This is a genomic window from uncultured Legionella sp. (assembly GCF_937871865.1).
Classification (GTDB): domain Bacteria; phylum Pseudomonadota; class Gammaproteobacteria; order Legionellales; family Legionellaceae; genus Legionella.
The window spans coordinates 1-22,626 of the sequence record NZ_CALMPD010000033.1 but is presented as its reverse complement, the minus strand read 5'-3'; the positions used below and the strand labels follow the sequence as shown (position 1 = coordinate 22,626).

Here is a 22,626-nt window from a genome sequence, read left to right as displayed (position 1 = left end):
CGATGATAGTGTGAGGTCTCCTCATGCGAAAGTAGGTCATTGCCAGGGTTTTATTATTAAAGCGACTTCTGTTGCCAATGAGGCAGCATAAAGCAAGTCGTTAGTGTTAAAAAGTGAAAAGCTTACATGCTGGCGTAGCTCAGTTGGTAGAGCAACTGACTTGTAATCAGTAGGTCCCGGGTTCGATTCCTGGTGCCAGCACCATCTAAGTAGAAAAGAATGTCAACAACAAAACTGTTGACATTCACTTAATCTTAAAAGACAATAGCGTTCTTTTTGGAGGGGTTCCCGAGCGGTCAAAGGGATCAGACTGTAAATCTGACGGCTCTGCCTTCGAAGGTTCGAATCCTTCCCCCTCCACCAGTTTATGAAGAAAGGTTAGAAAGCGGGTGTAGTTCAATGGTAGAACTTCAGCCTTCCAAGCTGATAGCGTGGGTTCGATTCCCACCACCCGCTCCATAATTGTAGTACAAATATTTGCTTGTTCATCTCAAGTCGGCAAGCTGATATGTTAAGCCCACATAGCTCAGGTGGTAGAGCACTTCCTTGGTAAGGAAGAGGTCGTTGGTTCGAGTCCAGTTGTGGGCACCATGTAAATATCAATTAGCAAACGGGGAGACTTTCCGATGGCGAAGGAAAAATTTGAGCGTAAAAAGCCACACGTCAATGTGGGAACAATTGGTCACGTAGATCATGGTAAAACTACGTTGACAGCTGCGATTACAACAATCATGGCGAAAAAATTTGGTGGTACAGCAAAAGCGTACGATCAGATTGATGCTGCTCCAGAAGAAAGAGAGCGTGGTATTACAATTTCTACCGCACACGTTGAATACGAATCAGCTGGCCGACATTACGCACACGTAGATTGCCCAGGGCATGCTGACTATGTTAAGAACATGATTACTGGTGCTGCGCAAATGGATGGAGCGATACTTGTAGTATCTGCTGCTGATGGTCCTATGCCACAAACCAGAGAACACATTCTGTTATCACGTCAGGTTGGTGTTCCATATATTGTTGTATATATGAACAAAGCGGACATGGTAGATGATGCTGAGTTGTTGGAACTTGTTGAAATGGAAGTACGTGATCTGCTAAGCAGTTACGATTTCCCTGGCGACGATATTCCAATTGTTGTTGGCTCAGCGCTGAAAGCACTGGAAGGTGATACAAGTGATATTGGTGTTCCATCAATTGAAAAATTGGTTGATACTCTTGATTCATACATCCCTGAGCCAGTACGTAACATTGATAAATCATTCCTGTTACCGATTGAAGACGTATTCTCTATCTCTGGACGTGGAACAGTTGTTACTGGCCGTGTTGAGAGCGGAATAGTTAAAGTTGGTGAAGAAGTTGAGATTGTTGGTATACATGATACCCAGAAAACAATCTGTACCGGAGTAGAAATGTTCCGTAAACTTCTTGACGAAGGTCGAGCAGGAGATAACGTAGGCGTATTATTACGTGGAACTAAGCGTGATGAAGTTGAGCGTGGTCAAGTATTAGCTAAACCAGGTACAATTAAGCCTCATACCAAGTTTGAAGCAGAAGTATATGTATTATCCAAAGAAGAAGGTGGACGTCACACTCCATTCTTTAATGGATACCGTCCTCAGTTCTATTTCAGAACTACAGACGTAACAGGTACTTGTGATCTTCCTGAAGGAATTGAAATGGTAATGCCAGGAGATAACGTACAATTAGTTATTAACCTGCATGCCCCAATTGCAATGACAGAAGGTTTACGTTTCGCGATTAGAGAAGGTGGCCGTACAGTGGGCGCTGGTGTTGTTGCGAAAATTATAGAGTAAGATGTGTTAAAGTGTGTTGGCATGAATATTTTGTTTCATGCCAATAAAAATTAGGCCAGTAGCTCAATTGGCAGAGTGGCGGTCTCCAAAACCGCAGGTTGGGGGTTCGATTCCCTCCTGGCCTGCCAACTTACCAAGTAAATATGAAAAGTTCTAGCGAAAATCAGATAAACATGAAAGATATAATATCTTGGTTGGCTGTGGTATTCGTTACTGCAGGCGCATTTTTTTGTACCTATTTTTACACTTTATCAGGTCCAATTCAGTCTATGGTTTGGCTAGGTTGGTTCGTATTGACTTTATTTCTAGCTTATCTAACTACAACAGGTAAACAAATATTTTTATTTGCTCAAGAAGCAAAGACTGAATTACTCAAAGTAGTATGGCCTACACGCCAGGAAACAGTTCAAACAACAATTATAGTAATGGTTATGGTTACATTAACTGGATTCATACTCTGGGGAGTTGATTCCATAATGATGTGGTCAATAGCTAAAATAACTCATTTAGGGTGAAGCTGGTGGACGAACACAAATCTAAACAATGGTACGTTGTACATGCCTATTCAGGTTATGAAAATTTTGTTATGCGTGAAATAACATCGCGAGCATTGCACCATAATCTACAAGATAAAATTGGTGAAGTAGTTGTACCATCGGAAGAAGTCGTTGAAATGCGTTCAGGTCAAAAACGTAAAAGTACACGTAAGTTCTTTCCAGGCTATGTGTTAGTCAATATGGTGATGGATGATCAAACTTGGCACATGGTACGAGCAATTCCACGAGTATTAGGCTTTATTGGTGGAACAAGCCAAACGCCAACACCCATTACTGATAAAGAAGCTCGTGCTATTATGCAACGCGTTGAGGATGGAGTGACAAAACCAAGGCCTAAAATATTGTTTGAGCCAGGAGAAGTTATCCGGGTTAAAGAAGGTCCTTTTGTTGACTTCAATGGTGTTGTTGAAGAAGTGAACTATGAGAAAAACAGATTACGAGTAGCCGTACTGATTTTTGGTCGTTCTACTCCTGTGGAGTTGGAATTTAGTCAAGTTGAAAAAACTTAATTAATCAAATGCACTATCCACTAAAGCTGCAGATCAAAATCCAGTCCCAATATCGTTAGATTATAAGAATCTAAGAAAAGCTTTATAAAACCGGGGAGCTAGAACTTAATCAAGGTCTCATATTAATTGATAAAAGCTAGCGCATGACCCATAAGGAGTAAACATGGCAAAAAAAGTAGAAGCATATATAAAATTACAAATTCCTGCGGGTAAAGCAAACCCAAGCCCACCAGTAGGACCTGCTTTAGGTCAACGTGGTGTTAACATCATGGAGTTCTGTAAAGCATTTAACGCGGCAACACAGCAAATGGAACAAGGCTTACCTACTCCTGTTGTGATCACTGTTTATAGTGATCGTAGTTTTACCTTTGTTACTAAAACTCCACCAGCGTCTGTTCTATTGAAAAAAGCTGCAAATATTCAAAGTGGAAGTGGTACACCTAATACTAAGAAAGTAGCTAAGCTACACGTCAGTAAACTTGAAGAGATTGCTAAAACAAAACAGCCAGATCTTACAGCTGCTGATCTTTCTGCTGCAGTTAGAAGTATTGCTGGAACTGCACGTAGCATGGGTATTGACGTTGAAGGTTTAGAATAAGGGGTTACCATGTCAAAATTATCAAAAAAACAAAAGAAGATTATAGAAGCAGTTAAAGTTAATCATTTATATTCTGTTCATGAAGCAGTAACTTTATTAAAGCAATTTACATCAACTAAATTCAAAGAAAGCATTGATATTAGTGTTAATTTAGGCGTAGACCCACGTAAATCTGATCAGGTTGTTCGTTCTTCTACTAATTTACCCAAAGGTACTGGAAAAACTGTACGTGTTGCCGTTTTTGCCCAAGGCGATAATGCTGCGAAAGCTAAAGCTGCTGGTGCTGATATTGTTGGTTTCGAAGACTTGGCTGAACAGATTAAAGCTGGTTCAATGGATTTTGATGTTGTAATTGCAACACCGGATGCTATGCGTATCGTTGGTCAATTAGGTCAAATCCTGGGCCCAAGAGGCTTGATGCCAAACCCAAAAGTTGGAACAGTTACGACTAACGTTGAAGCAGCAGTTAATGATGCCAAGTCTGGTCAGGTTCGTTACAGAACTGATAAGAATGGTATTATCCATTGTTCAGTTGGTAAAGCCGATTTTTCTCCAGAAGATATCCTTGAAAATATTGTTGCACTAATCAGCGACTTGAAGAAAGCAAAACCTGCTTCTTCAAAAGGGCAATATTTGAAGAAAATATCGTTATCTACTACAATGGGGGCTGGATTGCCTATTGATATTTCATCAATAGCTGTGTAATATTACACCCCATTTTTAAGAATTCACGGCATAGATTTGGTTCCATGTCGTCGAAGACCGCAGGTGCTTAAAGCTTAATTTCCTGCGCAGACGGTGAACCGGCTCCTTTTATAAAGAGACGGCCACCATAACTGTCAAGTCCTTGTGATTTGTACAAATTAGGAGGTCAGTAACGTGACATTAAATTTAGCTGCAAAAAAAGCCGTTGTTGAAGAAGTGACTGCAGTCGCATCTAAGGCTATTTCGGCAGTAGTTGCTGATTATCGTGGTTTAACTGTTAATCAAATGACGCATTTACGTAGTGAAGCACGTAAATCTGGTGTTTATCTTCGAGTAGTTAGAAATACTTTAACTCGAAGAGCTTTTAAAAATACCGAATTTGAATGCTTGAACGACTTACTTGTAGGTCCGTTATTTATTGCTTTGTCACTAGAAGCACCAAGTGATGCAGCAAGACTACTTAAAGAGTTTTCAAAGACATTTGATAAGCTTGAGATAAAAGCATTATCAGTAGGTGGAAAAGTTTATGATGCAACGCAAATTGATGCGGTTGCAAGCTTACCTACACGTGATGAGGCTATTGCCAAGTTAATGTATGTCATGAAAGCGCCAATTGAGAAATTTGTCCGTACTCTTGCTGAACCTCACGCAAAACTAGTGAGAACTATAGCAGCAGTAAAAGATAAAAAAGCAGGATAACCCCTTAATCATTAAATAATTTTAAACTAGGAGCTAGTAATGGCTGTGTCAAAAGATGATATTTTAAATACAATTTCCAATATGTCAGTAATGGAAGTTGTTGAGTTAATCGAAGCAATGGAAGAAAAATTCAATGTTTCTGCTGCCGCTGCTGCTGTAGCTGTAGCTGCGCCTGCTGCTGCATCTGCTGCTGCTGAAGAGCAAACTGAATTCAACGTAATTATGACTAGCTTTGGTGCGAACAAAGTTGGCGTAATTAAAGTAATTCGTGGCCTGACTGGACTTGGCTTAAAAGAAGCTAAAGATCTAGTAGAAGGTGCTCCTTCAACTGTTAAAGAAGGTGTATCTAAAGACGAAGCTGCTAGCATTAAGAAAGAGCTTGAAGAAGCCGGTGCTACAGTTGAAGTTAAATAATTAAGTTATAAAAGTAATTTAGGAACCCAGCCATGTTTACATGGCTGGGTTTACGTGTTTGAAGTCATTAATAATTTACAGAGGAATCACCATGGCCGTTGCAGAAGCTAAACCTCAATATTCACATGCTGAGAAGAAACGATTTCGCAAAAGCTTTGGTAAGCAGACCGATAAGATGGCTATACCAAATCTGCTTGAAATCCAACTAAAGTCTTATAGAGACTTTCTCCAAACTGATTCTAAATTAAGTGAACATCTTAATGCCGGTTTGCATGCAGCATTTACATCTGTATTTCCAATTGAAAGTTTTTCAGGTAATGCACGACTCGAATATGTAGGTTATAAATTAGGTGAGCCTGCATTTGACGTAAGAGAATGTAAATTAAGAGGTTTAACTTATTCCGCGCCATTAAGGGTCAAAATAAGACTTGTAGTTCTTGATAAAGATGCAAGCGATGATCCAAAACCAATTAAAGACATTAGAGAACAAGATGTATTCATGGGTGAAATTCCCTTAATGACAGATGTTGGTACATTTGTTGTAAACGGAACGGAAAGGGTAGTTGTGTCTCAATTGCACCGTTCACCAGGTGTTATATTTGAACATGATAAAGGTAAAACACATTCATCCGGTAAATTACTCTATTCCGCAAGAATTATACCTTATCGTGGTTCATGGTTAGATTTTGAATTCGATCCTAAAGATTGTGTTTATGTTAGAATCGATAGAAGACGTAAGCTTCCTGTTAGTATATTACTAAGAGCATTAGGATATGAAGCTGAAGATATTCTGGGTGAGTTTTTTGATGTTACAAGCTGTCATCTGAAAAATGGCGAGTATCACATTGACTTAATACCACAACGTTTACGTGGTGAAATTGCTTCATTTGACATATTAGTTCCTGAGACTGGTGAATTAATTGTAGAGCAAGGCCGAAGAATTACTGCTCGACACATCAAACATATGGAAAAATACCATATGCAGGATCTTGTTGTACCACGTGACTATTTAATTGGTAAAACTCTTGCCAAAAATGTTATTGATACCTTGACTGGAGAGTTCCTTGCTCAGGCTAATGATGAACTCACAGAAGAGCTGTTAGATTCAATGGCAAGTCATGGTATATTGCATATAGACATGATCTACACAAACGATCTTGATCATGGTTCATATATTTCCGATACATTGAAAATCGATCCAACTTCATCTCAACTAGAAGCTTTGGTTGAAATCTATCGTATGATGCGTCCTGGTGAGCCACCTACAAAAGAAGCAGCAGAAGCTTTATTTAAGAATTTATTTTTTGTTGATGATCGTTATGATTTGTCTGCTGTAGGACGAATGAAATTTAATCGTCGTGTTGGCAGGAAAAATGATGATGGCCCTGGCACATTGACTAAAGAAGACATTATGGCTGTTATCAAAACATTAATTGATATCAGAAATGGTATTGGTATGGTTGATGATATTGATCATTTAGGTAATCGACGAGTACGTAGCGTCGGTGAAATGGCTGAAAATCAATTTAGAGTCGGTCTGGTTCGGGTTGAGCGTGCTGTAAAAGAGCGTTTGAGCCTCGCTGAATCTGATAATCTGATGCCACAAGATTTAATCAATGCGAAACCCGTATCTGCAGCAGTTAAAGAGTTTTTCGGCTCAAGTCAATTATCACAGTTTATGGATCAGGTGAATCCATTATCTGGTGTTACTCATAAACGACGTGTTTCTGCACTAGGCCCAGGTGGTTTAACAAGGGAGCGTGCTGGATTTGAGGTTCGTGACGTTCATACAACTCACTACGGTCGAGTTTGCCCGATTGAAACACCTGAAGGTCCAAACATTGGATTAATTAATTCTCTATCTGTTTACGCAAGAACAAATGATTATGGTTTTATTGAAACGCCATGTCGTAAGGTTATTGATGGTCGTGTAACGGATGAGATTGAGTATTTATCTGCAATTGAAGAAGTTGATCAATATATAGCACAATCAAGTGTTTCTCTTGATGAAGCAGGCAATATTCTTGCTGATTTGGTTCCTTGCCGACATCAAAATGAATTCTCACTGACCACGCCCGATAAAATTAATTATATGGACGTGTCACCGAAACAAATCGTTTCTGTTGCTGCTTCATTAATTCCATTCCTTGAGCATGATGATGCGAACAGAGCTCTGATGGGATCAAACATGCAGCGTCAAGCTGTTCCTACTTTACGTTCAGAGAAACCGCTCGTTGGTACTGGAATGGAGCGTATCGTTGCTTCAGACTCAGGAGTTTCCGTCGTGGCTAAACGAGGCGGAATCATCGACTTAGTTGATGCATCTCGTATCGTAGTGCGCGTAAATGATGATGAGACAACTGCAGGTGAAACCGGCGTTGATATTTATAATCTTACTAAATACTTCCGTTCCAATCAGGATACTTGTATTAATCAGCGCCCAATTGTAAGCACTGGTGATGTGATTCAGCGTGGTGATGTTCTTGCAGATGGTCCTTGTACTGATATGGGCGAGTTGGCCCTTGGCCAGAACTTGCTTGTAGCATTTATGCCGTGGAATGGATATAACTTTGAAGACTCCATTCTTCTTTCCGAACGAATTGTACAAGACGACCGATTTACTACAATTCATATTGAAGAGTTAACCTGTATTGCTCGTGATACTAAATTGGGCACAGAAGAGATTACTGCGGATATTCCTAATGTTGGAGAGTCTGCTTTATCAAATCTTGACGAGTCTGGTGTTGTATATATAGGTGCTGAGGTTAATGCCGGAGATATTCTGGTGGGTAAAGTTACTCCTAAAGGAGAGACTCAATTAACCCCTGAAGAAAAGCTTTTAAGAGCAATATTTGGTGAAAAAGCTTCTGATGTTAAAGATTCTTCTTTACGCGTCCCTTCTGGCATGAATGGTACTGTTATTGATGTACAAGTCTTTACTCGAGATGGATTAGATAAAGACGCAAGAGCTAAAAGCATAGAAGAAGAACATTTGGCCCGTGTCCGAAAAGACTTAATTGACGAGCGACGTATTCGTGAAGAAGACATTTATCATCGTGTATTTAATTTACTGATCGATAAAGAAGCTGCTGGTGGACCTGGTAATTTAAGACCCGGATCAACTATCACGCATGAATATTTAACTACCGTGGAACGACAAAAATGGTTTGATATTCGCTTAGATAATGATGCTGTCAGCCAGCAACTGGAACAATTATCTAAACAATTAGAACTCTTATCCAAAGAAATGGAAAAGAGATTTAATGACAGCCGTAAAAAGATAATTCAAGGTGACGATCTTGCCCCTGGAGTTCTTAAAATTGTTAAAGTTTATTTAGCAGTTAAAAGAAGAATACAGCCTGGTGATAAAATGGCTGGTCGACATGGTAATAAAGGGGTTATTTCAATAGTTGTCCCTATTGAAGACATGCCACATATGGAAGATGGTACCGCTGTTGATATCGTACTAAATCCATTAGGCGTACCTTCGCGTATGAATATTGGTCAGGTATTGGAAACACACCTTGGTCTTGCAGCTAAGGGTTTGGGGCATAAAATTGCTCAGTTACTTGACAGCAAGAAGAGTCCAGAAGAAATCAGAGCCTTCCTGCAAAAAATTTATAATCATGACGGAGTACAACGTGTGAACCTGGATTGCCTGGATGACGCGGAGTTATACCGACTGGCAGATAATCTGCGTGCAGGTGTACCTATGGCTACTCCTGTATTTGATGGTGCTTCTGAAGAAGAAATCAAGAGTATGCTTGAGCTGGCTGGATTGTCTCGCAATGGTAAGACGACTCTGATTGATGGCAGAACCGGTAACAAATTTGATAACCCAGTTACTGTAGGGTATATGTACATGTTGAAATTGAATCACCTGGTTGATGATAAGATGCATGCTCGTTCTACAGGTTCATACAGTTTGGTTACGCAGCAACCACTTGGCGGTAAAGCACAGTTCGGTGGTCAGCGCTTCGGAGAGATGGAAGTTTGGGCATTGGAAGCTTATGGAGCTGCGTATACATTACAGGAAATGTTGACTGTTAAATCAGATGACGTTGGAGGTAGGACAAAGATCTACAAAAATATAGTCGATGGAGACCATCGTATGGACCCAGGAATGCCTGAATCGTTCAATGTATTATTGAAAGAAATTAGAGCACTGGGAATTGATATCGAGTTAGATCACGATTAATTGTTCAGCGATACGTACTGACTAACCAATTTTTGGAGGCATAGACTTGGCTACCCTAAGCAACGACCCAATGAGAAAAGCACCTGTAATGAGTGATTTACTCGGTATTCTCAAACAGCAAGGTCAAAGTGAAGAATTTGATGCAATTAAAATTGCATTGGCATCACCTGAGTTAATTCGTTCATGGTCTTACGGAGAAGTAAAGAAACCTGAAACGATTAACTACAGAACATTTAAGCCAGAACGAGATGGTTTGTTCTGTGCGAAAACATTCGGTCCCGTGAAAGACTATGAATGTTTATGCGGTAAATACAAACGCTTAAAACATCGTGGTGTTATTTGTGAAAAGTGTGGTGTAGAACTGGCTTTGGCTAAAGTCAGACGTGAACGTATGGGGCATATCGAACTTGCTAGTCCGGTTGCTCATATCTGGTTCCTTAAATCACTACCATCAAGAATTGGCCTGCTTCTCGATATGACCTTGCGTGATATTGAACGAGTCCTCTATTTTGAAGCGTTTGTTGTCGTCGACCCAGGTATGACAGAACTGGAACGCGGCCAGTTACTAAATGATGAAGTATATCTTGATGCAATGGAACAATATGGTGATGAGTTCGATGCGCGTATGGGTGCAGAAGCAATTCGTGACTTGCTACGTCAAATTGATTTAGAAGATGAAATTAAAAATTTACGTGAAGAATTACCTACCACAAATTCTGAAACTAAAATTAAGAAAATCACTAAACGATTAAAATTACTGGAAGCATTCTATGAGTCAGGTAATAAGCCTGAGTGGATGATTATGGATGTTTTACCAGTTCTTCCTCCAGATTTAAGACCGTTAGTGCCTCTGGATGGTGGACGTTTTGCTACATCTGATTTAAATGATCTCTATCGACGAGTCATTAATAGAAATAACAGATTAAAGCGTCTTCTGGATCTGAATGCACCTGACATCATTGTCCGTAACGAAAAAAGGATGTTACAAGAGTCCGTTGATGCATTGCTTGATAACGGCAGAAGAGGACGAGCAATAACAGGTACCAATAAAAGACCACTTAAATCTCTTGCTGACATGATCAAAGGTAAGCAAGGCCGTTTTAGACAGAATCTTTTAGGTAAGCGTGTTGATTATTCAGGTCGTTCTGTAATCGTTGTTGGTCCTACTTTAAAACTGCATCAATGTGGATTGCCAAAGAAGATGGCATTAGAGTTGTTCAAACCATTTATATTTTCTAAATTAGAATTCAGAGGTTTGGCTACAACAATTAAAGCTGCTAAAAAAATGGTCGAAAGGGAAGAATCAGTGGTCTGGGATATTCTGGATGATGTGATTCGTGAACATCCGATCTTATTAAATAGAGCACCAACACTGCACCGACTTGGTATTCAAGCATTCGAACCCGTACTTATCGAGGGTAAAGCAATACAACTGCATCCTTTAGTATGTACCGCTTATAATGCTGACTTCGATGGAGACCAGATGGCCGTGCACGTGCCATTAACACTCGAGGCCCAATTAGAAGCTCGTTCTTTAATGATGTCTACTAATAATATTCTTTCGCCTGCAAGTGGTGAGCCTATCATTGTTCCAAGTCAGGACGTTGTACTGGGTCTTTATTATCTGACCCGAGAAAAAGTAAACGCTCAAGGCGAAGGAAAAATTTATGCTAGTGCACAAGAAGCACAAAATTTTTATGAAGCCGGTCATCTTGACATTCATGCGAAAATCAAAATTCGCATGCCTAAGGAAGATGATTCTGCTGGACATCATCTAGTAGAAACTACAGTCGGCCGCGCTATTCTTGCTGAAATTTTGCCAAAAGGTATGCCTTTTGCAAACATCAATAGAACTATGACCAAGAAAGTAATTTCTAAGGTTATTGATGGCTGCTACCGTAATTTTGGCTTAAAAGAAACGGTTATATTTGCTGACCAGTTAATGTATACAGGTTTTAAATACGCTTCTCGTTCAGGTATCTCCATAGGTATTGAAGATATGGAAATTCCAGAAGATAAAGCAACTATTATTGAACATGCAGATAACGAAGTACGTGAAATTGAATCACAGTTTCGTTCTGGATTAGTAACCAATGGTGAGCGATACAATAAAGTAATCGATATCTGGTCGAGAACTAATGAATTAGTCGCAAAGTCAATGATGACAAGAATTGCTACAGAAGAAGTCATTAATGCAAAAGGTGATGCAGTAAGACAAGAATCATTTAACCCAATCTTTATGATGGCAGATTCTGGTGCAAGGGGTTCGGCTGCCCAGATTAGACAGTTAGCAGGTATGCGAGGATTGATGGCCGCACCAGATGGTTCGATTATTGAAACTCCTATTACTGCAAATTTCCGTGAAGGTTTGAACGTATTCCAATACTTTATTTCTACTCATGGAGCGAGAAAAGGTTTGGCGGATACCGCGTTAAAAACAGCGAACTCTGGATATTTGACAAGAAGATTAGTTGATGTTGCTCAAGATGTCGTAATCACTGAAGATGATTGTGGCGTTGATACTGGGATTCTAATGCAACCTCTAATCGAAGGTGGAGATATCGTTGAGCCTTTACATGAAAGAGTATTAGGACGCGTAGTCGCTACTGATGTTTATATTCCCAATCAAAGTGAGCCTGTAGTTAAAGCAGGAACGCTGCTTGATGAAGAATGGGTAGAAAGCTTAGAGAAGCAGGGTGTCGACCAAATTATGGTTCGTTCGCCTATTACTTGCCAAACTCGCTTTGGTCTATGTGCTGCGTGTTATGGTCGAGATTTAGCGAGAGGTCATAAAGTTAATACTGGTGAAGCAGTAGGTATTATTGCGGCACAGTCAATTGGTGAGCCTGGAACACAGTTAACCATGCGTACGTTCCATATTGGTGGTGCTGCATCCAGAGCAACTGCAGCCAATAACATCCAAATAAAAACAAAGGGTGTTATTCGCTTGCACAATATTAAAACGGTAACCCACGAGAATAAAAATCTTGTTGCGGTATCCCGCTCTGGTGAAGTAACCATTGTCGATGAATTTGGTCGTGAGAGAGAGCGTTATAAATTACCTTACGGAGCAGTGATTTCTGCTCAGGATAATTCAGCAGTCGAAGCAGGACAGGTCATCGCCACATGGGATCCACATACTCACCCAGTAATTTCAGAAGTAACTGGTAATCTGAAGTTCATCGATTTGATTGATGGTATAACCATGAACAGACAAACTGATGAACTAACTGGATTAAGTAACATCGTGGTAATTGATGCGAAGCAGAGAAGTTCTGCAGGACGCGATTTAAGGCCTATGGTTAAATTGGTTACCAGTGAAGGTGATGATATATTCCTGGCCGGTACAAACGTTCCTGCACAGTATTATTTGCCTGTTGATGCGATCATTAACTTTGAGGATGGCGGCCACGTAGGTATTGGTGACGTTATTGCGCGTATTCCTCAAGAACGTTCCAAGACTCGCGATATTACAGGGGGGCTGCCAAGAGTTGCTGACTTGTTTGAAGCACGTAAACCTAAAGATTCAGCTGTTATGGCTGAAGTTTCGGGCTTGGTTAATTTTGGTAAGGAAACTAAAGGTAAGAGAAGACTGATTATAAACGTCTCTGAAGATCAATGTCATGAAGAGTTGATACCTAAATGGCGTCATATATCAGTATTCGAAGGTGAACATGTTGAACGCGGAGAGTTGATTGCTGAGGGTGCACTTAATCCTCATGATATATTGCGTTTACTTGGTGTTGGGGCATTAGCAAATTACATTGTAAATGAAGTACAGGATGTATATAGATTACAAGGCGTAAAAATTAATGACAAACACATAGAAACAATAGTAAGACAAATGTTGCGTAAACGTGTTATTACTTTTGCCGGAGATTCAAAATTCCTGGTAGGAGAACAGATAGAAGAAAGTGTCATGTTACAAGAAAATGACAAACTTATTGCTGAAGGAAAACAGATTGCCAGAGGTACTCCAATTCTATTGGGTATCACGAAAGCATCTTTGGCAACAGAATCATTTATTTCTGCTGCATCGTTCCAAGAAACAACAAGGGTTCTAACTGAAGCCGCTGTAAGTGGTAAAATTGATGATTTACGTGGCTTGAAAGAAAACGTGATGGTCGGTCGCTTGATTCCAGCAGGAACGGGTTATACTTACCATCAAAGCCGAAAGGCAAAAAGAGCTAAGGCAGCAGCTGGTGGTGAGCATGTTTCGCACACTGTTACTGCGAGTGATGTTGAACACGCATTGAGTGAAGCATTAAATGCTGACAATCAAGATCACTAGTCTGGATTCAAAAACGGTAGATTTAAACTTGACAAATCTGCCGTACCTATATAGAATCCGGCCTCCTTATGCATTCGAAATATTCACAAGAGACAGATCGGAGTTAAGTACAAATGGCTACTATTAATCAGTTAGTAAGAAAGCCTCGTGTGGACGTAAAGAAAAAAAGTAACGTACCTGCACTAGAGTCATGTCCACAAAGACGCGGAGTTTGTACTCGCGTTTATACTACTACACCTAAAAAACCTAACTCAGCTATGCGTAAGGTTGCTCGTGTACGTTTAACTAATGGATTTGAGGTTTCATCATATATTGGTGGTGAAGGCCATAACCTTCAGGAGCACTCGGTTGTTCTTATTAGGGGTGGTCGTGTTAAAGACTTACCTGGTGTGCGATATCACACTGTTCGAGGTAGTTTGGATACATCAGGTGTTAACGATCGTAAACAAGGTCGTTCTAAGTATGGTACAAAAAAACCTAAAGATAAAAAATAACTGATTGTAGGAAATAGACATGCCAAGAAGAAGAGAAGTACCGAAACGTGAAATTTTGCCTGATCCTAAGCATCATAGCGAATTGCTAGCAAAATTTATTAACGTATTAATGGTCAGCGGAAAGAAATCTACTGCTGAGAAAATTATTTATGGTGCACTGACAGTTCTGGATGAGCGCATAAAGAAAACTAAAAAAACTGATGATGAAAGCGGTGAAGCTGGTTCAGGAAGCAACGCTGGAACAGTTCTGCGTTATTTTGAAGATGCATTGAACAATGTGCGCCCAAGTGTGGAGGTTCGTTCACGCCGAGTCGGTGGTGCTACTTATCAAGTGCCTGTCGAAGTAAGACACGATCGCAGTATCGCCTTAGGAATGCGCTGGATTGTTCAGGCTGCTCGTTCACGTGGCGAAAAAGGCATGATGCTTCGATTAGCTGGCGAACTGATGGATGCTTTTGAAAGTAAAGGCTCTGCAGTGAAAAAGCGGGAAGATACTCATAAAATGGCAAAAGCCAACCAGGCGTTTGCTCATTTTAGATGGAACTAAAAGAGGATTAGGCCGTGTCAACTCCACTAAAACTGTACAGAAACATAGGCATTGCTGCACACGTTGATGCCGGAAAAACCACAACTACTGAGCGTGTATTGTATTATACTGGCATGTCTCATAAGCTTGGTGAAGTACACGATGGTGCTGCAACTATGGACTGGATGGTTCAGGAGCAGGAGCGCGGCATAACAATTACCTCGGCGGCTACAACTTGTTATTGGTCCGGAATGGACAAACAATTTGAGCTCCACCGTATTAATATTATTGATACCCCAGGGCACGTAGACTTCATGATTGAAGTGGAGCGTTCTTTACGTGTACTGGACGGTGCTATTGTTGTTTTTGATTCTGTTTCTGGAGTTGAGCCTCAATCAGAAACTGTGTGGCGTCAAGCAAATAAATACGGTGTACCCAGAATCGTGTTCGTTAATAAAATGGACAGAGTTGGGGCTAATTTCCATCGTGTTGTGACACAAATCAAACAACGACTGGGAGCAAATCCAGTAGTTGTTCAGATTCCTATTGGTGCGGAAGAAGCTTTTAAAGGTGTAATTGACATCATTAAAATGAAAGCGATCCACTGGGATGAAGAAAATAAAGGTATGACCTTTAATTACATTGATATTCCAGCAGAACTGATGAATGAATGCGAAGAGTATCGTGCATTGATTATAGAGGCCGCAGCAGAATCTTCCGAAGAGTTAATGACCAAGTATCTCGAAGGGAAAGAATTTACTGAAGCAGAAATTAAGAAGGCCATCCGTCATTTGACCGTGACTAATAAAGTAGTTCCTGTCTTTTGTGGTTCTGCCTTCAAAAATAAAGGTGTTCAGGCTGTACTTGATGGCGTCATTGAATATTTACCTTCCCCAACAGATATTCCTGATATTCAGGGCGTTGATGAAGACGGTAATGAAACGCATCGTAAAACCAGTTATGATGCTCCATTTTCAGCTTTGGCGTTTAAAATTGCTACAGATCCTTTCGTAGGTACCTTAACTTATTTTAGAGCTTACTCTGGAATATTAAAATGTGGTGACACTGTATATAACTCTGTAAAAGGTAAAAAAGAACGTATCGGCCGTTTATTGCAAATGCATGCAAACTCTCGAGAAGAAATTAAAGAGGTTCGAGCAGGAGATATCGCTGCTGCAGTTGGATTAAAAACAGTGGTAACTGGTGATACACTCTGTGATCAAGATAATATCGTTATATTAGAAAAAATGGATTTTCCAGATCCAGTGATTGCAGTAGCAGTAGAACCGAGAACTAAAGCAGACCAGGAAAAAATGGGAGTCGCTTTAGGAAAATTAGCTCAGGAAGATCCTTCTTTCAGAGTACATACTGATGAGGAGTCCGGTCAAACAATCATTGAAGGTATGGGGGAGTTGCATCTGGAAATCATTGTTGACCGAATGAGGCGAGAGTTCAATGTTGAAGCGAATGTAGGTAAACCACAGGTTGCTTACCGTGAGACCTTGAAGCAATCAGTGGAGCAAGAAGGTAAGTTTGTAAGACAATCAGGTGGACGGGGTCAGTATGGTCATGTCTGGTTGAAAATTGAACCTCAAGAAGCTGGTAAAGGATATGAATTTATCAATGAAATCGTCGGTGGAGTGATTCCTAAAGAATACATCCCCGCGGTTGACAAGGGCGTTCAAGAACAATTACAAAATGGCGTTATTGCCGGTTATCCGGTAGTAGATGTAAAAGTAACTCTATTTGATGGATCATTCCATGAGGTAGATTCTAGTGAAATGGCGTTCAAAATTGCTGGGTCTCAGTGCTTCAAGCAAGGTGCTTTAAGAGCCAAGCCAGTATTGCTTGAGCCAATCATGGCTGTTGAAGTTGTAACCCCAGAGGACTATATGGGTGATGTTATGGGTGACCTAAACAGACGCCGAGGACTGGTTCAGGGGATGGAAGACTCTCCGGCAGGTAAAATTGTTAGAGCAGAAGTTCCACTTGCAGAGATGTTCGGTTATTCAACTGATTTACGTTCTGCTACTCAAGGAAGAGCAACGTATACGATGGAATTTTCTAAGTATGCTGAAGCACCTAATAATATCGCTGAAGCAATTATCAAGAAACAATAAAAGTTAATGAGGTTATTGAAATGGCTAAGGAAAAATTTGAACGTAAAAAGCCACATGTTAATGTGGGAACAATTGGTCACGTAGATCATGGTAAAACTACGTTGACAGCTGCGATTACAACAATCATGGCGAAAAAATTTGGTGGTACAGCAAAAGCGTACGATCAGATTGATGCTGCTCCAGAAGAAAGAGAGCGTGGTATTACAATTTCTACCGCACACGTTGAATACGAATCAGCTGGCCGACATTACGCACACGTAGATTGCCCAGGGCATGCTGACTATGTTAAGAACATGATTACTGGTGCTGCGCAAATGGATGGAGCGATACTTGTAGTATCTGCTGCTGATGGTCCTATGCCACAAACCAGAGAACACATTCTGTTATCACGTCAGGTTGGTGTTCCATATATTGTTGTATATATGAACAAAGCGGACATGGTAGATGATGCTGAGTTGTTGGAACTTGTTGAAATGGAAGTACGTGATCTGCTAAGCAGTTACGATTTCCCTGGCGACGATATTCCAATTGTTGTTGGCTCAGCGCTGAAAGCACTGGAAGGTGATACAAGTGATATTGGTGTTCCATCAATTGAAAAATTGGTTGATACTCTTGATTCATACATCCCTGAGCCAGTACGTAACATTGATAAATCATTCCTGTTACCGATTGAAGACGTATTCTCTATCTCTGGACGTGGAACAGTTGTTACTGGCCGTGTTGAGAGCGGAATAGTTAAAGTTGGTGAAGAAGTTGAGATTGTTGGTATACATGATACCCAGAAAACAATCTGTACCGGAGTAGAAATGTTCCGTAAACTTCTTGACGAAGGTCGAGCAGGAGATAACGTAGGCGTATTATTACGTGGAACTAAGCGTGATGAAGTTGAGCGTGGTCAAGTATTAGCTAAACCAGGTACAATTAAGCCTCATACCAAGTTTGAAGCAGAAGTATATGTATTATCCAAAGAAGAAGGTGGACGTCACACTCCATTCTTTAATGGATACCGTCCTCAGTTCTATTTCAGAACTACAGACGTAACAGGTACTTGTGATCTTCCTGAAGGAATTGAAATGGTAATGCCAGGAGATAACGTACAATTAGTTATTAACCTGCATGCCCCAATTGCAATGACAGAAGGTTTACGTTTTGCAATTAGGGAAGGTGGCCGTACAGTAGGCGCCGGTGTTGTCGCTAAAATAATCGAGTAATTATAATGAGTAGCAATCAAAACATTAAAATAAGATTAAAATCCTTTGATCATCGGTTGATTGATATATCAACACGAGAAATCGTTGAGACTGCTAAGCGTACTGGTGCCCAAATTCGTGGCCCAATACCTTTGCCTATCCGAAAGGAAAAAATTACAGTATTGATTTCACCGCACGTTAATAAAGATGCTAGAGATCAGTATGAATTACGTACTCATAAACGCCTGGTCGTTATTGTTCATCCAACTGAAAAAACAGTAGATGCATTGATGAAGTTGGATCTGGCTGCTGGGGTTGATGTTCAGATAAGCCTTGATGACTAAATGTTAGGGTGAAGGATATTAAAGAGGTGTTACAATGATGATCGGTTTATTAGGTCGTAAAATCGGCATGACGCGTGTCTTTACAGCAGAAGGGGTTTCAATACCTGTTTCTGTTGTTGAAGTACATCCAAATCGGGTTTCCCAAATTAAGACTGCTGAAAATGATGGTTATTTAGCTGTGCAGTTAACTGGCGGAACCAAAAAAGCAAGTAAAGTTAGCAAGCCTTTGGCTGGGCACTTTGCAAAAGCAGAAATCGAAGCTGGTGATATGCAGGTAGAATTCCATGTTGATTCTGAAGATGCATTTTCACTAGGTCAGGTTATCTCTGTTGCTGACGTGTTTACTGCTGGACAATATGTAGATGTTTCTGGTGTCACTAAAGGTAAAGGTTTTGCCGGAACCGTTAAAAGACATAATTTCAGAACTCAAGATGCAACACACGGTAACTCCAGATCACACCGGGTGCCAGGTTCAATAGGTCAAAACCAGACTCCAGGTCGTGTTTTCAAAGGTAAGAAAATGGCTGGACACATGGGGCATGTTCGTTGTACGACTCAAAGTCTGGAACTTGTTCGAGTTGACGCTGATAGAAACTTACTACTGATTAAAGGTGCAATCCCTGGAGCACCAGGTACACGAGTAGAAATTAAGCCTGCGACCAAAAAGCAAGCAAGAGGTGAGTGATGGAAATTACTACTATAGATACAAAAGCACAATTGCAACTGAATAAAGAAGTATTTGCCTACGCATACAATGAAGGCTTAGTTCATCAGGCAGTTGTTACTTATATGAATAATGCACGAAGTGGTAACAGTGCTCAAAAAACACGCTCTGAAGTTCGGGGCGGTGGAAAGAAGCCATGGAACCAAAAGGGAACTGGTAGAGCGAGAGCTGGTACCATTCGTAGCCCGATTTGGAGAAGTGGTGGAGTAACTTTCGCATCTAAAAAGAGAGATTACTCACAAAAACTTAATAAAAAAATGTACAAACGCGCATTACGTAGTATAATCTCCGAACTTTGTCGTACAGGCAACCTGGTAGTCGTTAGTGATTTCCAATGTGAGAGCCATAAGACTAAAGATTTTATCAACAAAATGAATCAGATGAATATTAAAAATGCACTGATTATTATGAATGAAGTTGGTGAAAGCGAATATTTAGGTTCTAGGAATCTAATTGACTACGATATCTGTGATGTTACAACTATAGATCCTGTTTCCTTACTCAGATTTGAAAAAGTTGTTGTTACAGAAGCTGCAATTAAAAAAATTGAGGAACAGTTACAATGAATGCTGAGAGATTGATGATGGTTCTTCGTGAACCACATACTTCTGAAAAGGCTACTGTTATGGCCGATAAGTTTAAACAGTTCACTTTTAAAGTATTAAAAAGTGCAACTAAAACTGAAATTAAAATGGCTGTGGAGCACATATTTAACGTTAAGGTTAAACGTGTTTCAGTAATCAATGTTAAAGGTAAATCAAAACGCTTTAAACAAACCAGTGGTAAAAGAAGTGACTGGAAGAAAGCATTTGTATCCCTTCACGCTGATCAAGATATTGACTTTACAGTTACCGAATAAGGCAGATTAAGATGGCATTATTAAAATCTAAACCGACTTCGCCCGGTAAACGTGGCGAAATACGTGTTGTTCATCACAATATCCATAAAGGAAAGCCACATGCTGCGCTAGTTGAAAAACTAAAAAAGTCAGGTGGTAGAAATAATCATGGTCGTATCACCGTAAGACATATAGGTGGCGGACAGCGTCAGAAATACAGACTTATTGATTTCAAAAGAGATAAAGATGGTATTCCAGGACGAGTAGAACGATTAGAGTATGATCCAAATAGAACGGCTCTCATTGCTTTAATTGCTTACACAGATGGAGAAAAAAGGTATATAATAGCGCCTTCTAATTTAGAAGCTGGTGCTACTGTTGTTAGCGGAGCAGATTCACCTATAAGTGTAGGTAATTGTTTGCCACTTAAGAACATACCTGTAGGTACTACTATACACTGTGTTGAAATGAAAGCAGGTAAAGGTGCCCAGATGTTAAGAAGCGCGGGATGTAGTGGTCAAATCGTTGCAAAAGAAGGTATTTATGCAACGTTGAGATTACGTTCTGGCGAAATGCGTAAAATACATGTTTTATGCCGAGCTGTTATTGGTGAGGTAAGTAATAGTGAACATAGTCTACGCTCTTTAGGTAAAGCAGGAGCTAATCGTTGGAGAGGAATTAGACCAACGGTACGTGGTGTTGCAATGAACCCTGTTGATCACCCGCATGGTGGTGGTGAAGGTCGTACTTCAGGTGGGCGTCATCCAGTGTCACCTTGGGGAGTTCCGACTAAAGGATATAAAACCAGAAGTAATAAACGTACTGATGGCTTTATAGTCAGACGGCGTAAAAAGAAATAATTATTGAGAGGATATCAAGTGGCTCGTTCAATTAGAAAAGGTCCATTTATTGACCATCATTTGATCAGCAAAGTAGAAGCTGCAATCGAATCAAATTCAAAAAAACCAATTAAAACTTGGTCTAGACGTTCGACAATCGTTCCAGAAATGATTGATTTAACAATAGCTGTGCATAACGGCAAAGATCATGTTCCTGTATATATTACAGATAATATGGTTGGTCATAAACTAGGTGAGTTTGCCATGACTCGTACATTCAAAGGTCATTCTGGCGACAGAAAGGCTAAAGGCAAGTAAGAGGTTATGATGGAAGTTACAGCTAAGTTAAAAGGCGCTCCTTTATCTGCTCAAAAGGGCAGATTAGTAGCCGATATGATACGTAATATGAACGTGTCTGGTGCACTTGATGTCCTCAAGTTTACACCAAAAAAAGGTGCTCAATTAATGCTTAAATTATTAGAGTCAGCAATTGCGAATGCTGAGAATAATAACGGAGCAGATATTGATGATCTAAAAGTAGGTATGGTATGCGTTGATGAAGCAGCAACTTTAAAACGTATTAGTCCCAGAGCTAAGGGTCGTGCAAACCGCATTTGCAAACGTACCTGCCATATCACGATTAAAGTGTCTGACGAGGAATAGCAATGGGACAAAAAGTCAATCCAATAGGCATACGCCTTGGTATTATAAAAGATTGGAACTCTAAGTGGTTTGCTAGCAAACGCTATGCAGAGTTCTTAATCCAAGATATTAAGCTTCGTACTGAACTTAAGAAAAAATTAATGGCAGCAGCAGTGAGCCGAATCTTAATTGAACGCCCTGCTAATAATGCTGTTGTAACCATCCACACTGCTAGACCTGGTGTAATTATCGGCAAAAAAGGTGGTGGAATTGAGACATTACGAAAAGAAATTTCAGCCAAACTTGGTGTTCCTGTTCATTTGAACATTGAAGAAATCAAGAAGCCAGAATTAGACTCAACTCTTGTTGCTGAAGGTATTGCACAACAGCTTGAACAACGTGTTATGTTCCGACGCGCTATGAAGCGAGCGGTTACTTCTGCACTTAAAGCTGGTGCGAAAGGTATTAAGATTTGTGTAAGTGGTAGATTGGGTGGAGCTGAAATTGCTCGATCTGAATGGTATAGAGAAGGTCGTGTTCCATTACACACTTTTAGAGCTGATATTGATTATGGCACAGCTGAATCTAAAACTACCTACGGAATTATTGGTGTTAAAGTCTGGATCTTCAAAGGTGAAGTATTGCCTCAAAAGAAAAGAACATCTGACAGCGCCCAGTGAGTGAGGAATAAGTATCATGTTACAACCAAAGCGTACTAAATACCGCAAACAGATGAAAGGCCGTAACAGAGGTTTAGCCTTACGCGGTAGCAAAATTAGTTTCGGTGAGTTTGGTCTGAAGGCGTTAGAGCGTGGTCGTTTAACTGCTCGACAAATTGAAGCAGCTCGTCGAGCAATGACACGTCACATTAAACGTGGTGGAAAAATTTGGATTAGAGTATTTCCTGATAAGCCTATCACACAAAAGCCTTTAGAAGTAAGACAAGGTAAAGGTAAAGGAAGCGTTGAATATTGGGTTGCTCAAATTCAACCTGGTAAAGTTTTATTTGAAATGGAAGGTGTATCAAAAGAGCTTGCTATGGAAGCTTTTGACCTTGCAAAAGCAAAACTTCCTTTCAAGGTAACCTTTGAAGAAAGGACGGTAATGTAATGAAAAAGCTA

Annotated in this window: 22 protein-coding genes and 5 tRNA genes; all 27 read left to right on the top strand. The window is 40.2% G+C overall.

The window, feature by feature from the left end:
* Positions 1–128: 128 nt before the first annotated feature.
* The 27 genes from Q0495_RS02115 to rplP all read left to right on the top strand — a co-directional run bounded on the left by Q0495_RS02115 (position 129) and on the right by rplP (position 22,615).
* Positions 129–204, top strand: a tRNA-Thr gene (locus tag Q0495_RS02115).
* A gap of 74 nt (positions 205–278) precedes the next feature.
* Positions 279–363, top strand: a tRNA-Tyr gene (locus Q0495_RS02110).
* A gap of 22 nt (positions 364–385) precedes the next feature.
* Positions 386–459 (top strand) — tRNA-Gly (locus Q0495_RS02105).
* Between the two features lie 56 nt (positions 460–515).
* Positions 516–591, top strand: a tRNA-Thr gene (locus Q0495_RS02100).
* 35 nt (positions 592–626) lie between these two features.
* A complete protein-coding gene (gene tuf / locus Q0495_RS02095; protein WP_298622506.1) occupies positions 627–1,817 on the top strand; it encodes an elongation factor Tu in 1,191 nt (396 codons plus the stop codon).
* Positions 1,818–1,869: 52 nt separating this feature from the next.
* Positions 1,870–1,945: transfer RNA gene (locus Q0495_RS02090), tRNA-Trp, on the top strand.
* 15 nt (positions 1,946–1,960) lie between these two features.
* A complete protein-coding gene (secE, locus tag Q0495_RS02085; protein ID WP_367274365.1) occupies positions 1,961–2,332 on the top strand; it encodes a preprotein translocase subunit SecE in 372 nt (123 codons plus the stop codon).
* 2 nt (positions 2,333–2,334) lie between these two features.
* Complete coding sequence (gene nusG / locus Q0495_RS02080; RefSeq protein WP_367274366.1) at positions 2,335–2,883, top strand: transcription termination/antitermination protein NusG; 549 nt, start codon at positions 2,335–2,337, stop codon at positions 2,881–2,883.
* Positions 2,884–3,046: 163 nt separating this feature from the next.
* The gene (rplK, locus tag Q0495_RS02075) at positions 3,047–3,481 is read left to right on the top strand and encodes a 50S ribosomal protein L11 (RefSeq protein WP_298622528.1); all 435 of its coding nucleotides are present in this window, start codon (positions 3,047–3,049) and stop codon (positions 3,479–3,481) included.
* A 9-nt stretch (positions 3,482–3,490) separates the two neighbouring features.
* Complete coding sequence (rplA, locus tag Q0495_RS02070) at positions 3,491–4,186, top strand: 50S ribosomal protein L1 (RefSeq protein ID WP_298622526.1); 696 nt, start codon at positions 3,491–3,493, stop codon at positions 4,184–4,186.
* 174 nt (positions 4,187–4,360) lie between these two features.
* Positions 4,361–4,885 (top strand): 50S ribosomal protein L10, encoded by a 525-nt coding sequence (rplJ, locus tag Q0495_RS02065; RefSeq protein WP_298622524.1) that lies wholly within the window; start codon positions 4,361–4,363, stop codon positions 4,883–4,885.
* Between the two features lie 39 nt (positions 4,886–4,924).
* On the top strand, positions 4,925–5,299 hold the full coding sequence (rplL, locus tag Q0495_RS02060; RefSeq protein ID WP_298622522.1) for a 50S ribosomal protein L7/L12: 375 nt from the start codon (positions 4,925–4,927) through the stop codon (positions 5,297–5,299).
* 91 nt (positions 5,300–5,390) lie between these two features.
* Positions 5,391–9,497, top strand: a complete 4,107-nt coding sequence (gene rpoB, locus Q0495_RS02055; RefSeq protein WP_298622520.1) for a DNA-directed RNA polymerase subunit beta — start codon at positions 5,391–5,393, stop codon at positions 9,495–9,497.
* Between the two features lie 88 nt (positions 9,498–9,585).
* Positions 9,586–13,788 carry a DNA-directed RNA polymerase subunit beta' gene (rpoC, locus tag Q0495_RS02050; protein ID WP_298622542.1) on the top strand — a complete coding sequence of 1,401 codons (4,203 nt, stop codon included), beginning with the start codon at positions 9,586–9,588 and terminating at the stop codon, positions 13,786–13,788.
* A 113-nt stretch (positions 13,789–13,901) separates the two neighbouring features.
* Positions 13,902–14,282 (top strand): 30S ribosomal protein S12, encoded by a 381-nt coding sequence (gene rpsL, locus Q0495_RS02045; protein ID WP_010654837.1) that lies wholly within the window; start codon positions 13,902–13,904, stop codon positions 14,280–14,282.
* A gap of 19 nt (positions 14,283–14,301) precedes the next feature.
* The gene (rpsG, locus tag Q0495_RS02040) at positions 14,302–14,829 is read left to right on the top strand and encodes a 30S ribosomal protein S7 (RefSeq protein WP_298622509.1); all 528 of its coding nucleotides are present in this window, start codon (positions 14,302–14,304) and stop codon (positions 14,827–14,829) included.
* A gap of 14 nt (positions 14,830–14,843) precedes the next feature.
* Complete coding sequence (gene fusA, locus Q0495_RS02035) at positions 14,844–16,928, top strand: elongation factor G (RefSeq protein ID WP_298622507.1); 2,085 nt, start codon at positions 14,844–14,846, stop codon at positions 16,926–16,928.
* A gap of 20 nt (positions 16,929–16,948) precedes the next feature.
* Entirely contained in the window at positions 16,949–18,139 is a 1,191-nt protein-coding gene (gene tuf / locus Q0495_RS02030) for an elongation factor Tu (RefSeq protein ID WP_298622506.1), read from the top strand.
* Between the two features lie 5 nt (positions 18,140–18,144).
* Positions 18,145–18,462 (top strand): 30S ribosomal protein S10, encoded by a 318-nt coding sequence (rpsJ, locus tag Q0495_RS02025; protein ID WP_298622504.1) that lies wholly within the window; start codon positions 18,145–18,147, stop codon positions 18,460–18,462.
* A gap of 37 nt (positions 18,463–18,499) precedes the next feature.
* Positions 18,500–19,147, top strand: a complete 648-nt coding sequence (rplC, locus tag Q0495_RS02020) for a 50S ribosomal protein L3 (RefSeq protein WP_298622540.1) — start codon at positions 18,500–18,502, stop codon at positions 19,145–19,147.
* A complete protein-coding gene (gene rplD, locus Q0495_RS02015; protein WP_298622503.1) occupies positions 19,147–19,752 on the top strand; it encodes a 50S ribosomal protein L4 in 606 nt (201 codons plus the stop codon). The genes rplC and rplD overlap by 1 nt, the downstream gene beginning before the upstream one ends.
* Positions 19,749–20,045 carry a 50S ribosomal protein L23 gene (gene rplW / locus Q0495_RS02010; RefSeq protein ID WP_298622502.1) on the top strand — a complete coding sequence of 99 codons (297 nt, stop codon included), beginning with the start codon at positions 19,749–19,751 and terminating at the stop codon, positions 20,043–20,045. The genes rplD and rplW overlap by 4 nt, the downstream gene beginning before the upstream one ends.
* Before the next feature lie 11 nt (positions 20,046–20,056).
* The gene (rplB, locus tag Q0495_RS02005; RefSeq protein WP_298622500.1) at positions 20,057–20,884 is read left to right on the top strand and encodes a 50S ribosomal protein L2; all 828 of its coding nucleotides are present in this window, start codon (positions 20,057–20,059) and stop codon (positions 20,882–20,884) included.
* Positions 20,885–20,902: 18 nt separating this feature from the next.
* Positions 20,903–21,181: a 30S ribosomal protein S19 gene (gene rpsS, locus Q0495_RS02000; protein WP_298622498.1), complete on the top strand. Its 279-nt coding sequence runs from the start codon at positions 20,903–20,905 to the stop codon at positions 21,179–21,181.
* A gap of 9 nt (positions 21,182–21,190) precedes the next feature.
* Positions 21,191–21,526 carry a 50S ribosomal protein L22 gene (rplV, locus tag Q0495_RS01995; RefSeq protein WP_028385540.1) on the top strand — a complete coding sequence of 112 codons (336 nt, stop codon included), beginning with the start codon at positions 21,191–21,193 and terminating at the stop codon, positions 21,524–21,526.
* Positions 21,527–21,528: 2 nt separating this feature from the next.
* Complete coding sequence (gene rpsC / locus Q0495_RS01990; protein WP_298622496.1) at positions 21,529–22,185, top strand: 30S ribosomal protein S3; 657 nt, start codon at positions 21,529–21,531, stop codon at positions 22,183–22,185.
* A gap of 16 nt (positions 22,186–22,201) precedes the next feature.
* Positions 22,202–22,615: a 50S ribosomal protein L16 gene (gene rplP, locus Q0495_RS01985; RefSeq protein WP_298622493.1), complete on the top strand. Its 414-nt coding sequence runs from the start codon at positions 22,202–22,204 to the stop codon at positions 22,613–22,615.
* Positions 22,616–22,626 lie beyond the last annotated feature (11 nt).